Origin of the sequence: Rhodoferax sp., from assembly GCF_034519335.1 — a bacterium.
GTDB lineage: Bacteria > Pseudomonadota > Gammaproteobacteria > Burkholderiales > Burkholderiaceae_C > Allorhodoferax.
On sequence record NZ_JAXHOL010000028.1, the window covers coordinates 112,539 to 125,050 of the forward strand.

The 12,512-nt window shown below is 61.9% G+C and carries 13 protein-coding genes and 1 pseudogene; all 14 read left to right on the forward strand.

Going from position 1 to position 12,512, the window contains the following annotated elements; translation table 11 throughout:
• Nucleotides 1–446 (forward strand): annotated as a pseudogene (gene gspG / locus U5O12_RS12645) (type II secretion system major pseudopilin GspG).
• Between the two features lie 41 nt (nucleotides 447–487).
• Nucleotides 488–985: a GspH/FimT family protein gene (locus U5O12_RS12650; RefSeq protein WP_322578979.1), complete on the forward strand. Its 498-nt coding sequence runs from the start codon at nucleotides 488–490 to the stop codon at nucleotides 983–985.
• Nucleotides 986–1,099: 114 nt separating this feature from the next.
• On the forward strand, nucleotides 1,100–1,450 hold the full coding sequence (locus U5O12_RS12655) for a hypothetical protein (protein WP_322578980.1): 351 nt from the start codon (nucleotides 1,100–1,102) through the stop codon (nucleotides 1,448–1,450).
• Nucleotides 1,447–2,058 carry a prepilin-type N-terminal cleavage/methylation domain-containing protein gene (locus tag U5O12_RS12660; RefSeq protein WP_322578981.1) on the forward strand — a complete coding sequence of 204 codons (612 nt, stop codon included), beginning with the start codon at nucleotides 1,447–1,449 and terminating at the stop codon, nucleotides 2,056–2,058. Before U5O12_RS12655 ends, U5O12_RS12660 begins: the two co-directional genes overlap by 4 nt.
• A complete protein-coding gene (locus tag U5O12_RS12665) occupies nucleotides 2,019–2,972 on the forward strand; it encodes a type II secretion system protein GspK (protein ID WP_322578982.1) in 954 nt (317 codons plus the stop codon). Before U5O12_RS12660 ends, U5O12_RS12665 begins: the two co-directional genes overlap by 40 nt.
• 59 nt (nucleotides 2,973–3,031) lie before the next feature.
• A complete protein-coding gene (locus tag U5O12_RS12670; protein ID WP_322578983.1) occupies nucleotides 3,032–3,970 on the forward strand; it encodes a PilN domain-containing protein in 939 nt (312 codons plus the stop codon).
• Nucleotides 3,967–4,524, forward strand: coding sequence for a type II secretion system protein GspM (gspM, locus tag U5O12_RS12675; protein ID WP_322578984.1), 558 nt, complete (start codon nucleotides 3,967–3,969; stop codon nucleotides 4,522–4,524). Before U5O12_RS12670 ends, gspM begins: the two co-directional genes overlap by 4 nt.
• Nucleotides 4,521–5,045 carry a hypothetical protein gene (locus tag U5O12_RS12680; protein WP_322578985.1) on the forward strand — a complete coding sequence of 175 codons (525 nt, stop codon included), beginning with the start codon at nucleotides 4,521–4,523 and terminating at the stop codon, nucleotides 5,043–5,045. Before gspM ends, U5O12_RS12680 begins: the two co-directional genes overlap by 4 nt.
• Before the next feature lie 54 nt (nucleotides 5,046–5,099).
• On the forward strand, nucleotides 5,100–7,565 hold the full coding sequence (gspD, locus tag U5O12_RS12685; RefSeq protein ID WP_322578986.1) for a type II secretion system secretin GspD: 2,466 nt from the start codon (nucleotides 5,100–5,102) through the stop codon (nucleotides 7,563–7,565).
• A 71-nt stretch (nucleotides 7,566–7,636) separates the two neighbouring features.
• Nucleotides 7,637–8,074, forward strand: coding sequence for a hypothetical protein (locus U5O12_RS12690; protein WP_322578987.1), 438 nt, complete (start codon nucleotides 7,637–7,639; stop codon nucleotides 8,072–8,074).
• A 189-nt stretch (nucleotides 8,075–8,263) separates the two neighbouring features.
• Nucleotides 8,264–9,235, forward strand: coding sequence for a hypothetical protein (locus U5O12_RS12695; protein WP_322578988.1), 972 nt, complete (start codon nucleotides 8,264–8,266; stop codon nucleotides 9,233–9,235).
• A 285-nt stretch (nucleotides 9,236–9,520) separates the two neighbouring features.
• A complete protein-coding gene (locus U5O12_RS12700; protein ID WP_322578989.1) occupies nucleotides 9,521–10,504 on the forward strand; it encodes a VCBS repeat-containing protein in 984 nt (327 codons plus the stop codon).
• A 14-nt stretch (nucleotides 10,505–10,518) separates the two neighbouring features.
• Nucleotides 10,519–11,445 (forward strand): peptidylprolyl isomerase, encoded by a 927-nt coding sequence (locus tag U5O12_RS12705; protein WP_322578990.1) that lies wholly within the window; start codon nucleotides 10,519–10,521, stop codon nucleotides 11,443–11,445.
• A gap of 88 nt (nucleotides 11,446–11,533) precedes the next feature.
• The gene (locus U5O12_RS12710; RefSeq protein ID WP_322578991.1) at nucleotides 11,534–12,511 is read left to right on the forward strand and encodes a glycosyltransferase family 2 protein; all 978 of its coding nucleotides are present in this window, start codon (nucleotides 11,534–11,536) and stop codon (nucleotides 12,509–12,511) included.
• The last annotated feature ends 1 nt before the right edge of the window (nucleotide 12,512 follow it).

The window sequence follows — 12,512 nt, forward strand, 5'->3', positions numbered from 1 at the left end:
ATGTCGCGAATTTTGCAGCATCAAAGCAATGGCGCGAGTCGCAGTCGTTCCTCGGGCTTCACGCTGATTGAATTGCTGGTGGTTCTGGTGATTCTGACCTTGCTTGCCGGGCTGGTGGGCCCGAAGGTGCTTGATCAACTTGGCGGCGCTAAGTCCAGGACGGCCCGCATTCAGATCTCGGAAATTGAGCAGAGCCTGGACCTTTTCAAGCTGGACGTCGGGCCGTTACCCCAATGATGCTGAAGGGCCTGCGTGCCCTGGCGGATCGGCCCGCAACGGCCCAGGGATGGAATGGCCCCTACCTGAAGAAGGGGCTGCCTCCTGATCCTTGGGGTGCCGCCTATTTGTACAAGAACCCGGGGCGCAATGGCGGGCCCGACGTGTTCTCTCTGGGGGCCGACGCCAAGCCGGGTGGTGATGGCGAAAACGCCGATGTGTTTAACTAAGAAATTACCCGCAGCACAGGATGCCCACCCAGTGATCCACGTTGCATGATGAGGCGTTTGCGCGCAGTTGCGCAAGTCAGGTAAGCCGGGGGTTCACCTTGCTGGAGCTGCTGGTGGTGCTGGTGGTGGCCGCCATCGCGGTGTCGGTGGTTGGCGTCGGTGGACAGTCATTCATGGAGCGATCCCGCTACCACCAGACCGTGCGCGATATCGCCAATCAGCTCCAGCAGGCAAGGGCACTCAGCGTGCGGGAGGGGCGGTCTGTGGTTGTCACTTATCAGCCCGAAGTCCGAAAGCTCCTCATCGATGGTCGGCTGTACCTGGATATCCCCCCTGTGTTGCAGGTCCAGTGGGATGCCCTGGAGCGCGGCAGTGCTGGGGTAGCGTCTGGGTCAGGCGTCCCGCTCTTTGTGTTCAATCCCGATGGCGGTGCCCGGGGGGGGCGGTTGGCGGTGTTGCGGGGGGGGCAAGGCTTGGCCTTTCGGGTGAACTGGCTGCTGGGCACGGTAGAGCAAGCTGCTGCAGTGGCACCGTCATGACGGTGATGAGCCGTCTGTGGCAGTGCCTTGGCCTTCGTGCTGGCGGCGGGCGCAGGCAGGCCCTCCGGGGGCCATGCCAGCGAGGTTTCAGCCTGCTGGAGGCGCTTGGTCGCCATGTCCATTGCTGCTATTGCCCTTGCCAGTCTCTACCGTACGGTGGGGCAAAGCTCTAAGGGCGTGATGGATGTTGAATCTCGGATCGAAGCGGCACTGGTCGCCCGCTCGGCGCTGGCCAGCAGCACGTTTGCCGAAGATGCCGAGCGGCAGCTGAGTGGTGCTTCGGGGGAGTGGCACTGGCATGTTGAGATGCATGCAGAGCAGATTCCCTTGCGGGAGCAAGACGGGCGACCTGTGTCTGGAGAGCCTTTGCGTGCGGCCAAGGTTACCGTCTACGTCACGCGTGGCAAGGAGGGCCCTACGGTCATGACCTGGACCACCTGGAAACCTTACCGGTCAACGCCATGAACCGCCTTCAGAAAAATCGCACGCGCGGTTTTACTTTGCTGGAACTGCTGATTGCCCTGGCCGTCACGGCGGCGGTGGTTGCACTGATGTTTGCAGGCTTCGGTGTCATTGGTCGCTCTGAAGAGCGCAATCAGCGCGTGATGGAGCGCTCGGAGCGGATGCTGGTGGTCAGCCAGTGGCTGGGGCGAAAATTCGACGCGTTGCGCTTGCTCAGTCGGCGTGATGGGAATATTTTTGTCAATTTCTTCAGTGGCAACGCTGCGGGGGTCATTTGGGTCGCTCCTTTGCCAGAGCGTGGCGATGCGGGCGGACTCTATGTGTTTCGCATGAACCCTCTGCGCCATGAGAACGGCCGTATAGACCTTTCTGTTGAGGCCGTTCCCTACGATGGCGCGCTCATGGCGCTGGACTGGAGTAAGGCCTTGCGTGAGACCCTGCTGCGGGATGTGCGGACCTTGCAGTGGTACTACCAGGATGGACGCTCCGGCGAATGGACGCAGCAATGGGACGCGTCCAGAGCGGGTTACCCTGCAAGGGTTCGTGTCGAGATCGCAGACGAACGTGGCGCATGGCCGTCTCTGGTATTCCCTTTGGCGAGGGCCCGGTGATGGCCTCGCGTGTACACAATGTTCGGGGTGCGGCGCTCATCATGGTGCTCTGGCTGGTGGCGGCACTCTCGCTGGTGGTGCTTGCGGGCGCGCAGGGGGTGCGGCAACAAACCCAGCGGACAGCACTGGATATGGAGCGCCTACGTGTGGAGTCTGTTCTGGACGCCGCAATACAGCTGACAGCCCAGCGTCTGCTGCTCAGCAGAGGCAAGGATAGCCAGTATCGGGTCCAGCGACTGTCGTTGGGGCAAAGCGATGTTTGGGTGGAAATCACACCATCAGGAGGGCTGGTAGACGTCAACGTCGCCAGCGAGGTGCTGCTCCAGGCGCTTTTCCAAAGGGCGGGAGGGCTCTCGTCGGGCGAGGCCGCAATCCTCGCCTCTCGAGTGAAGGACTACATTGATCCCGACGATACCCCCGGTGGGGTGGGGGGGGCTGAGGCTGCTCAATACCGAGCTGCTGGCTGGCCTTCCATGCCCCGGAACTCGGCGCTGGATGACCTTTCCGACCTGAAATCGGTGCTCGGAATAACGGCGGGGCTCTATGAGATAATCGCGCCCCACTTGGGCGTCAACGGGCAGCAACGCATCGAAATCGACTCCGCTCCCCCCGCACTGATCGACGCTCTGACGGGTCAGCAGGGTCTTGGGGCGCGCCTCCATAAATCCCCACTGGAAATGAGGGCGGGTGTGCTTCTTTCAGGAGCCGCCGCCGAGTTCTTCACGCCTGCTCGGTCGTCAGGTGGGCAGACTGTCCGTGTGCGAGCGTTCACCCAGGCAGAAGGCGACCGTTGGTGGCAGCGCGAGGTGTGGATCGACCCCAGCGAACGCCCAGACGCATTGACGCCATGGACAACCCGCTCGGTAGAGCCTACACGCCGCTTTAACAAGCCGGAACAGGAATTCAAGCCATGACAGGTCGGGGGCAGCTATCTCTTCGTGTGCAAACCGCGCTTGATCGGTTCGCATGGGGTATGGGTGATCTCAGGCGGGTGTTGGTGGAGCATGGCGCCTGGCCCTCCAGCGCAAGCGTCGCCGTGGCTTCCGATGGGGGGCGTTGGTCTGTGACTGGGGGGCGTTTGCGCAAGCGGGTTGACGGCCGCAAGGCCGTGAGCCTGCTGGTGCCAGAAATGGAATGCCTGTGGGGGGCAGTGCAACTCCCCGCCATGCCGCGCAAAGCTTTGGGCGGTGCGGTGGAAGAAGCGCTGTGGCGCGTGTCCCCCCTGCCGCCGGATCAAATCATTTCAGCCTGGAAAGCCGAGCCGGAGGCCAGCGGAGGGTGGTCCATTCAGTGGGGAATGTGTCGGCGCAGCGTGCGCGACCAACTGCTGACCCAGCATGGGCTACCCGCAGATGCGCCTGTTTTTCTGTTGCGGGAAGGGCGAGCTTTTCCTGTGCGTAACCAGGCCTGGCAGAAGCAGAACAATCGCCAGCGATGGGTGGATGGTGCTGCCGTGGTGCTGCTCTTGCTGCTGCTGGTGGCGCTGTCCCTGCCTGCGCTGATGCCGTTGGTATTGAAGCGCCAGGCGGTGGTGAGAGCGGTCGAGCATGTCAACATGCTTGTACCCAAGGCTGCGCCCCTGCGCCAGAAGATGGATGAGCTGCGCCGCCAGGCCGGCATGGCCGAGGAGTTGCGCAAGAACGCCAGCACCGATCTGCCTCTGGCCAGCGTGGTCGATGGCCTGTCGGCTGCCTTGCCGGGGGACACCTGGCTGGATCGCATCGAAATCACCGGCTCCGAAATCCGTATCACGGGATTGACTTCCAACGCTCCAGAACTCATTGCACAGCTAGGGCGCCACCCCGCGCTTGCCGATGTCCGGGCCACTGGGGCCAGCGTGCGTGAAGGCGCGTCGAATAAGGAGCGCTTCACCTTCGAAATGCGCTGGCGCGGCGAAGGAGCAAAGCCATGAAACTGATGAATCCCTGGTTGCGCCGTGCGGTAGTCGTTGTGCTGCTGCTGTTCTTTGGAGGGCTGGCATGTGCTGGGCTGGTGTACCAGGCCCTGTGGGCCCGCTATGACAACGCACTGCAACAACTGGAACCCCGCAGTGAGCGGCTTGAGGGTGTGGTGAATGCGGGCGCTGACATTGAAGCCCTGCTGGGCACTGCCAATGGCACGGTGGCTCCGTGGCTGCATCCTGGTGGCGAGGCTGCGCAGAACGAGGTTCAACAGAAGCTGCGCCAGATGATCGTAGCCTCCGGCAGCACTCTGGTGTCTTCCCAAGCTGCTCTGGAGCCTGGGGAGGAGGGCAAGCTGGCGCGCATACGCCTCACGGCGACAGTCACGGGCGACTGGTCCAAGCTGGTGGGCTTCATGGAGAGTCTGCAAATGCACCGCCCGCCGTTCTGGGTGCGTACTGCCAGCATCACGCGCGAAGGTGCCAGCGCGGGCGCAGGGCCGCAGGCTGCGCGCCTGGCTTTGCAGCTGGAGGCGCCACTGGCGCCAGAAAAGGTCACGCCATGATGATCAAGCCTTGGTATCTGGCCCCTTTGCTAGCCGCCGCGGCCCTGGTTGCAAGCGCTTATTGGTGGCAGGCCGAAAAAGACCGCTGGGTCCCTCCGAAAGAGCGTCGGCCTGACCTGCCCAAGGTGGAACCCATGCCGCAGTCCGCGCCGATGCGCGCCAGGCAGGCGTTGGAGCGCCCCGTGTTATGGGTGTCGCGCCGGCCCCTGGATGTAGACGACAAGAAAGGCAGTGTGGCGCGTGAGCTGACGCAGTCGCGGCTAACGGCTGTACTGGAGTCGGGAGGGGAGCGTGTGGCTATATTGCAGCGCGCGGATGGCAGCACCCTCAAGATCACAGCAGCAACTCAGCCCTGGCGCATTGTGTCGTTCGATGGCCGCAAGGCCGTGTTTGCCTCGGCGGACGAGGGGCAGGTGGAGCGGCCGCTGGAGGCAGGAGGTCCTGCTGCGGCGCCTGCCAAAACCGGCCCCATCGCTGGCCCCATCGGCGACCGTGCGCGCAATCCTGCTGCAAACCAGTGACAGCAGGTGCTAAGCCACCGTAGTGCACCCCAATATATTGTGGAGTTACCCCCTATGAACATTCGGCCTTCCATTCTTTTGCTGGCTTTGCTGGCCTCTGGCTGTGCCAGCACGCAGAGTGGGCCCGTTGCAAGTCCTGCATCCCGGCCTGTGTCTACCGCTGTGCCTGCGACAGCCGAAGGCAGCACGACAGCGCCTGCTACTAAGGAGGAAGCCCAGGCGCTTGCGTCCGCTCGGCCTGTTGCACCGGCGACGGCCGAGAGCCTGCCTGCCTCCACTTCGGATGCAGCCAAGAGTCCTGAAATCAAACGGCCTGCTGCAGGCTCCCGGCTTTTCCCCGGGGACGACAACCTCTTCAAGCGCAGTATCGCGCCGCGTGTAGATCCCGTGCTGGCCCAGGGCGACAAGGTTGCCCTTAACTTCGAGAATGTCACGGTGGGCAACCTCGCTACCGCTTTGTTGGGGGACTTGCTCAAGCTCAACTACACCATTGACGCAGGCGGCGACACCGTGGTGAGCCTGCATACGCGCCAGCCGCTGCTGCGCAGTCAGGTGCTTGATGTGCTGGATGCGGTGCTCTTGCCGCACGATCTGGCCATCGTTCGCGACAACGCGGGCGTGTACCACGTTACCAAACGCACGGTCACCCTGGGCGCGCGCCCGGTGGTGGGTGCCTCCAACTTCAAGGATCTGTCGGGCTCGGGTACTGTCATTGTTCCTCTGAACCACATCGCGGCTGCCGAAATGGCCAAGATCCTGGCGCCCATCGCGCCCAAGGAGTCCATCGTCTATGTGGACAGCATGCGCAACCTGCTCGTGCTGCAGGGCAGCAAGGCCCAATTGGGCGGATGGCTGGAAATGGTGGAAGCCTTTGATGTGGACTTCCTCTCCGGTATGTCGCTGGGGGTTTTTGTGTTGGAAAACGCCAACGTCAACGTCGTGCGCGATGCCTTGCAGGCCATGCTGGGATCGGACAAATCCGCAGACCCCTACGGCGGTGCTACCCCTGCTGCGCCTGCGGGCGCTGCCCCGGGGGCTGGAGGCGCGGCGACGGCTGCCAGTGCTGCATCTGCACAGGCGACCGCCCCCCTGGGAGGGCTCATCCGGGTGTTTCCGGTCGAGCGGCTCAACGCCCTGGTGGTAGTCACCCCCCGTGCCCACCTGCTTACGCAGGTCGAAACCTGGGTGCGGCGTCTGGACCGTCCCACCGACACTCTGGAAGCCAGCCTTTTTGTCTATCCCGTGCAAAACGGCTCGGCCTTGCAGTTGGCAGAAATGCTCAACGGCCTGTTTGGCGGGCAGTCCACACAGGCCAAATCGGGCGGCGGTGTGGCAGGTGGCTCGGCGCCCACGCAATTCACCCAGGGCGCGGGCAGCACCGGTCTGGCCTCTGGCGGCGCAGGGGGCTCCAACCCCTTTGGTGGCAGCAGCACTGGTGCGGGCTCCAGCACTGGCACTAGCACGGGCACTAGCACGGGCACTGCCGGGGGCTCCGGCTTCCAGGCCATGACAAACAATAGCAATAGCAAGGCCTCACCGAACAACGCCTCGCTCACGTCCACCAGCCAGCTGGATGGCAATGTGCGCGTGGTGGCCGACGAAAAGCGCAATGCCTTGCTCATCCGTGCACCACGCACGGAATACCGTCGCATCGAACAAGCGCTGCGCGAGTTGGACAAGGCGCCGTCCCAGGTGCTCATCGAAGCCAGCATCGTGGAGGTCAGCCTCACGGGCAATCTGCAGTATGGGGTGGAATGGTTCGTGCAGAACAGCCTCTCGGGTGGCCGTGAGGGGCAGGCGCTGCTCAACATGAATAAAACAGGCGACATCGGGCCCAAGCAGCCGGGTTTCTCATACACCATCCTCAACAAGGCCGGTGTTGTGCGCGCCACGCTCAATGCCCTGGCCGAAAAATCCCAGGTGCGCCTGCTGTCCAGTCCCTCGGTGCTGGTGTTGAACAACCACAACGCCACCATCCAGGTGGGGCAGCAGCAGCCCATCAAGAGCTCCACCTCGGTCACCACTGGCAATCTGGTGACCGAATCCATTGTCTATAAGGATACGGGGGTGATGCTGTCCGTCACGCCCTCCGTCAATGCAGGGGGCTTGATCACTCTGGACATTTCGCAGCAGGTCACCGATGTGGGCGACCTGGATACCGCCACGGGCCAGCGCGCGTTCCTCACCCGCCAGATCCAGACCCGCGTGGCGGTGCGCTCCGGCGAGCCCATTGTGCTGGGGGGGCTGATCCGCGAAAACGACACCACGGGCCGCAGTGGCGTGCCCTTGCTCTCCAGCATCCCGGTGGTGGGCGCCCTGTTTGGCAACACCACCAACAACAATAACCGCACCGAACTGCTGGTGCTGATGACGCCCAGGGCGCTGGAGGACGACGACGCCCTGCGCAGCGCCAGCGCCGAGATGCGCCAGCGCATGCGCAGCATGTCTTTGCAGTCGGCGCCGTCAATGGACCGAAATGGGTCTTCCGGGCCGGCAGCGCTGCCCCCGCTTCCACGTTGAGGCTGGGGCCGCATACGGATACATGTAGTTAGTAAACGCTTTGCCCCTGTCTGTTTTCTAGGAGAATATGCATGAAATTGCCTATGTTTCAACGCCGCCGTCTGCTGGGTTATCTGGCGGCACCTGCTGTGACCGTGTTGGCTGCGGGCTTGGTTGGTTGCGCGAGCGGTTCATCGCCCGCCTCGGATCGCCAAGCGCTCCTTCAGCGCGCTACGGCGTTCTGGAGGTCGGTGCAAGACAATGATCCTGTCACTTCCTGGAATTACGAAGAGTTGTCCAAGAAACCTGGCTGGACCTTGCAGGCTTACCTGAAGCGTGAAGGCATTCTCTATCAAGCGGTACAAGTGCTGGAAGTCCGCTCGTTAGAGGGTGACAAAGCTGTGGTGGATGTCAAAGTCACCTATTCGATTCCTGTGCTGCGGATGATGGATCAGGAAGTGGTCTTGAAGGATGAGTGGGTGCGGGTGGATGGGCTCTGGTACCACGCGGAGCGCAGAGGCATTCTTTGAAGTGCGCAACTGCCGATGTGCTTCGTTGTGTTGCTGCAACAAAACATGGGTGAAAAAAATGAAAATGATGCAAGGATTGAAAACCCTGTGTTCACGGGCTAAGATACTTGCAGCCCAAACGGTTTGACGGATGGGTTGCACAGCCCGCAAGGGTGGGAAGCTTCCTTCTTTTTTCTAAGGACATTTAAGATGAAAAAATTTGCTCTGGCAGCCGTTGCGGCAGCTGCGCTGACGGCTGGTGTGGCTCAGGCTTATACGGTCGGTACGTTCTCCAACGGCCTGGTGGTTCCTAACGTGATCCACAACGGCGCTGCCAACACGACCGCTGTCGGTCTGGTGAATCAATCCGGCCGCACGATCCCCGTGTTCTGGACCTGGTTCGATGTGAACTCCGGCCACGGCGTGGACGGCTGCTTCCCCATGACCAACAAGCAGTACACCGGCTTCAACTGGGCTACGGCTTCCGGCGTTGGCATGGAAGGCAAGCGTGGTTACCTGGTGTTCGCAGTGGGTTCGGGCGGCGCCGGTCTGAGCGCTGCTACGGCTTGCGCTCCCGCAAACGCCACGCTGGCTACCCAAGCTGACGCTGCTACCTCCGGTCAGCTGGCTGGTAACGCTTTCTACGTGGACGTCGCTGGCAAGAGCGTTGCATTCACGCCCGTGATCGACGGTCCTCTGACCCTGGCTGCTGGTACCAACCTGTCGACCATGGACGCTCAGAGCCTGGTTAGCGTGGCTGGCGCTGCAGCCGTGGCTGCTACGACCCAACTGTCGCTGCGCTATTTCATCGACGGCGCTCTGAACGCTGGCAATGACACCCGCATCACTGTGTGGTCCACTGGCAACCAAATCGGTACGCACACTGTCAACATCTATGACAACGCGCAAAACCGTCAGTCCGTGAACTTCCAACTGAACGAAAGCGAACTGTCGTGGTTCGATCCTGAAACCATCCCCGGCCGCCCTGCTGCGTTCCTGGACGGTATCATCGAATGGAACCCAGGCGTTGCTCCTGCTAACGCTCCAGTGGCCCCAGCTCTGGTTGGTCCTCTGCTGTCCGCTGGTGGCGGCTCCGTGGTGGCTTACTCCACCATCGTGGCTCCTGCCTTCGGTGCTGTGCAAACGCTGCTGGGCGCACACCGCCTGTCCGGCGCATTCTAATGACTTGATGGCGCGGCTCGCTGCGCCAGCTTGGCTTAGACGGGGTGGCCTTGTGTCACCCTCAAAACAAATAGCGCCCTTGGGCGCTATTTGTTTTGGTGTGTCAGAAATAGGAAACTTGGAATGATATCGGGACGCCCTTTACAAGTGGTTGCAGCCACTCTCGCTGCTCTTTTGCTTGCTGCCTGTCAAACCTCGCCTGTGCCCGCGCAGGGGGCGCTATCGGGTGCTGCTTCCGGCACTCGTGATGCCTCTGAGCTTCAACCTGCTCGTACAGGGATTGACGTGAATATGGCCTGGGGGGGCGAACTGCGCTGTGGCGCTGCAGGTTGCCGACTGGTGGCGGTGGAGCATGAAAAGAGCACGGTGGTGCTGTATGAAGTGCAGGGGCGCAAGGCGCGGTTGCTGGACAAGCAATCCGTAGCCTATCACCCAGACAGCGCGATCTGGCTCAGCGACGACCTGGTGGTTGCGGCGGTGGAAAACAGCTTCAGCCTGGATGTGTTCCGTGTGGTGCAAGGGCGTTTGCAGCCCCTGCGCCAGATTCCCGTAGGGATTTCGCCGCGCGACGTGGTGCTGGTGAGCGCTTCTGAGGGGCGTTACAGCTTGCTGGCCACGCCCTACACGGGCAAGGAAGTGGTCTGGGTGGATTACGCCCCGGATCAACCTGAGGCTGCCACACGTGTCCAACAGGTCAAGTGGTGCGAGGCCCCATGGCACCCCGTGCGTGTGCAGCGTGCGCCTGGTGCGCCGTCAGGGGGGATGGTAGCGGCTTGCCTGGATGAGAAGAGGGTAGTGTTGGCGTCGGAAGGCAACCTGCAAGGTGCTGCGCGCAATCTGCTGACGGTGCCTGTGGAGATTCGCATCATTCCGCGCCATACCCGACCATCGCCTTCGGGGCGCTGGTTGTATGTGGCTCTGGAGACTGGCGGGCGCAACCTGCGTTTCAACATGGACAGCGGGGAACTTCAGTGGATTGTTGCCCCTCAACCGGTGGGGACTGTGAGTGTTTTGCCGCTGGCCGACGATCTTGTGATCTGGGCGATGGATTCGCGTTTGGCTTTGCAGCGCTTGGGCGCCGATGGTGCGGTGCTGGAGACACGCTGGTTGCCGGTGGATGGTTTTGCCACAGGTTTGCAACTCGCAGATGCCGATGCGGATGGTGTTCAGGACCTCGTGGTCTTCAACTCTGCCGCGCTGCCCAAAAAAATGGGCGTTGAAATTATCTATGGGCCGCTGTGGGAACAGGCGAAGCCCCAAATGCCGTAAAGAGGACGAAAGAGATGATGTTGAAGAAAATCAAGCACTTGGCTGCTGCTGTGTTTTGTATGACGCTGGCTTCTGCTTGGGCTCAGTCAACCCCGGCCAAACCGTTGGCACGCTTGGCCAATGGCGAGGTGGTGAGCGAGCAGGACCTGTCGGACTACCTGGACAGTCGAATCGATCTCAGGCAGATCGCGCGCAACGCCTGGGGAGTAGAGGGTGTTGTCCAGGAAATGGCCATGACTCGGGCGCTGGTGCTGGAGGGGGGGCGGCTGGGTTTGCCACGCAAGGTTGAGGGCGCGCCCAAGCGCTTTGACGATGTGTATGGTTTGGCTGTTTACAAGAAACAGGCGCCCGCCTGTGAGGCGCCCGCCAACGAGCAGGAAGCACGCAAGTATTTCGATTCGCATCCCCAAGCCTTTGTCGTACCAGCGCAAGCGCGGGTAGAGCGGATTATTTTGCCTGCGGCCACGGAGATTGGCGGCGGTTCGGCCATGGCTTGGCTGCAGGACCAGGCCCGCGCGGTGATTACGGGTAAGCGCAAATTTGGTTTGGTTGCCATGCGTGCAAAGGGCGAATATTCGCTGGATGCGCAAGGCGACCTGGGGTGGATAACGTTGGATGGTGACCACACCATCATGCGCGCTTTGAAGACCGTGAAGGCGGGTGAGTTGCTGGGGCCGGTGCAGGATGACGAGTTTGTCTATCTGTTCTCGGTGTTGCAAAAGCGCGAGGCGCGTCAACTGTCGTGGGACGAGGCCAAGTCGTTTGCCTCCACCCGTGCAGTGAGCTACTGCCGCGAAGAAGCGCAGACACAGATGCGTGCGGATTTGTTCAAGCGCTATGGCGTGGAGATTGACCGAGCAGCCATTCGTGATCTGATGGCCAAGGCCAATAGTGCGGCGACCAAGGCTGAGGAGAAGGTGGAAGCAAAGCCTCAGCAGTAGCGCCTTTGGCCCTGCGCAGAATTGGTCCTTGCAGGCGGATTTGTTAGACTACTGAGTTCGCCTTCTCTGGGACTTGCTGTTGCATCGCATGGCTGATATTCGCGCGTCTGTATTAATACCAGTCAAAAATGGTGGGGCCTTGCTGGGCGATGTGCTGGAGGCGGTGCTGGCCCAGCAGGCGCCTTGGCCCTTCGAGGTGATTGTGGTGGACTCCGGTTCATCGGATGGCTCTGTAGAGCTGGCTCGCCGACATGGTGTGCGCGTCGAGACCATTCCCGCTGCGGAGTTCGGCCACGGACGCACGCGCAATTTGCTGGCGTCGATGGCATCGGGGCAATTCCTGGTGTTCATCACGCAGGATGCCCGGCCTGCCAGCCCGCAGTGGTTGGCCAACATGGTGCAGGGCTGTGATTCTGATCCTGCGGTGGCAGGGGCCTTTGGGCCGCACCGGGCCCACCCCCATGCCCGGCATGTCACGCATTGCGAGTTGAACCAGCACTTTGCCGGCTTTGGTGACAAGCTGTCGGTGGTGCGCCTGGAAGACCGGGCCCGGTTTGCCGCCGACCCTGGCTATCGGCAGTGGCTGCACTTCTTTTCCAGCAACAATTCGTGCATCCGCCGCTCGGTGTGGGAGCAACTGCCCTTGCCTGAAGTGGCTTTTGCCGAAGACCAGACTTGGGCATTGCGAGCCATTGAGGCGGGCCATGCCAAGGCCTTTGTTCCCGATGCAGTGGTGTACCACTCGCACGATTTTGGCGTATGGGAAACGCTGCAGCGCAATTTTGACGAGGCGCGCTCGTTCAACCGCTATTTTGGTTACCGTATCCAGGACCATCTGCTCCAGGCGCTGCGGTCGGCCGCGCACCTGGCCAAGCGGGATCTGGCGTGGTTGCGCAGTGGCGGCCTGCGTGGCTGGCGTCTGTTCAAGAATGCGGGGTATATGGCCTGCATTGAGTTGGCGCGCGTTCTGGGGCAGTACCTGGGCACGCGCCACGACCGCTTGCCCGCTTGGCTGTTGCGTTCGGTTTCGCGCGATGAGCAATTGCAGCGTGCAGGGGCGGCCTGAC

Bases quoted from the DNA above. Each gene is read 5' to 3' on its own strand.
- U5O12_RS12690 (WP_322578987.1), top strand. From the start codon at position 7,637: ATGAAATTGCCTATGTTTCAACGCCGCCGTCTGCTGGGTTATCTGGCG.
- U5O12_RS12680 (WP_322578985.1), top strand. From the start codon at position 4,521: ATGATGATCAAGCCTTGGTATCTGGCCCCTTTGCTAGCCGCCGCGGCC.
- U5O12_RS12710 (WP_322578991.1), top strand. From the start codon at position 11,534: ATGGCTGATATTCGCGCGTCTGTATTAATACCAGTCAAAAATGGTGGG.
- gspM (WP_322578984.1), top strand. From the start codon at position 3,967: ATGAAACTGATGAATCCCTGGTTGCGCCGTGCGGTAGTCGTTGTGCTG.
- U5O12_RS12695 (WP_322578988.1), top strand. From the start codon at position 8,264: ATGAAAAAATTTGCTCTGGCAGCCGTTGCGGCAGCTGCGCTGACGGCT.
- gspD (WP_322578986.1), top strand. From the start codon at position 5,100: ATGAACATTCGGCCTTCCATTCTTTTGCTGGCTTTGCTGGCCTCTGGC.
- U5O12_RS12655 (WP_322578980.1), top strand. From the start codon at position 1,100: ATGTCCATTGCTGCTATTGCCCTTGCCAGTCTCTACCGTACGGTGGGG.
- U5O12_RS12670 (WP_322578983.1), top strand. From the start codon at position 3,032: ATGGGTGATCTCAGGCGGGTGTTGGTGGAGCATGGCGCCTGGCCCTCC.
- U5O12_RS12660 (WP_322578981.1), top strand. From the start codon at position 1,447: ATGAACCGCCTTCAGAAAAATCGCACGCGCGGTTTTACTTTGCTGGAA.
- U5O12_RS12665 (WP_322578982.1), top strand. From the start codon at position 2,019: ATGGCCGTCTCTGGTATTCCCTTTGGCGAGGGCCCGGTGATGGCCTCG.
- U5O12_RS12705 (WP_322578990.1), top strand. From the start codon at position 10,519: ATGATGTTGAAGAAAATCAAGCACTTGGCTGCTGCTGTGTTTTGTATG.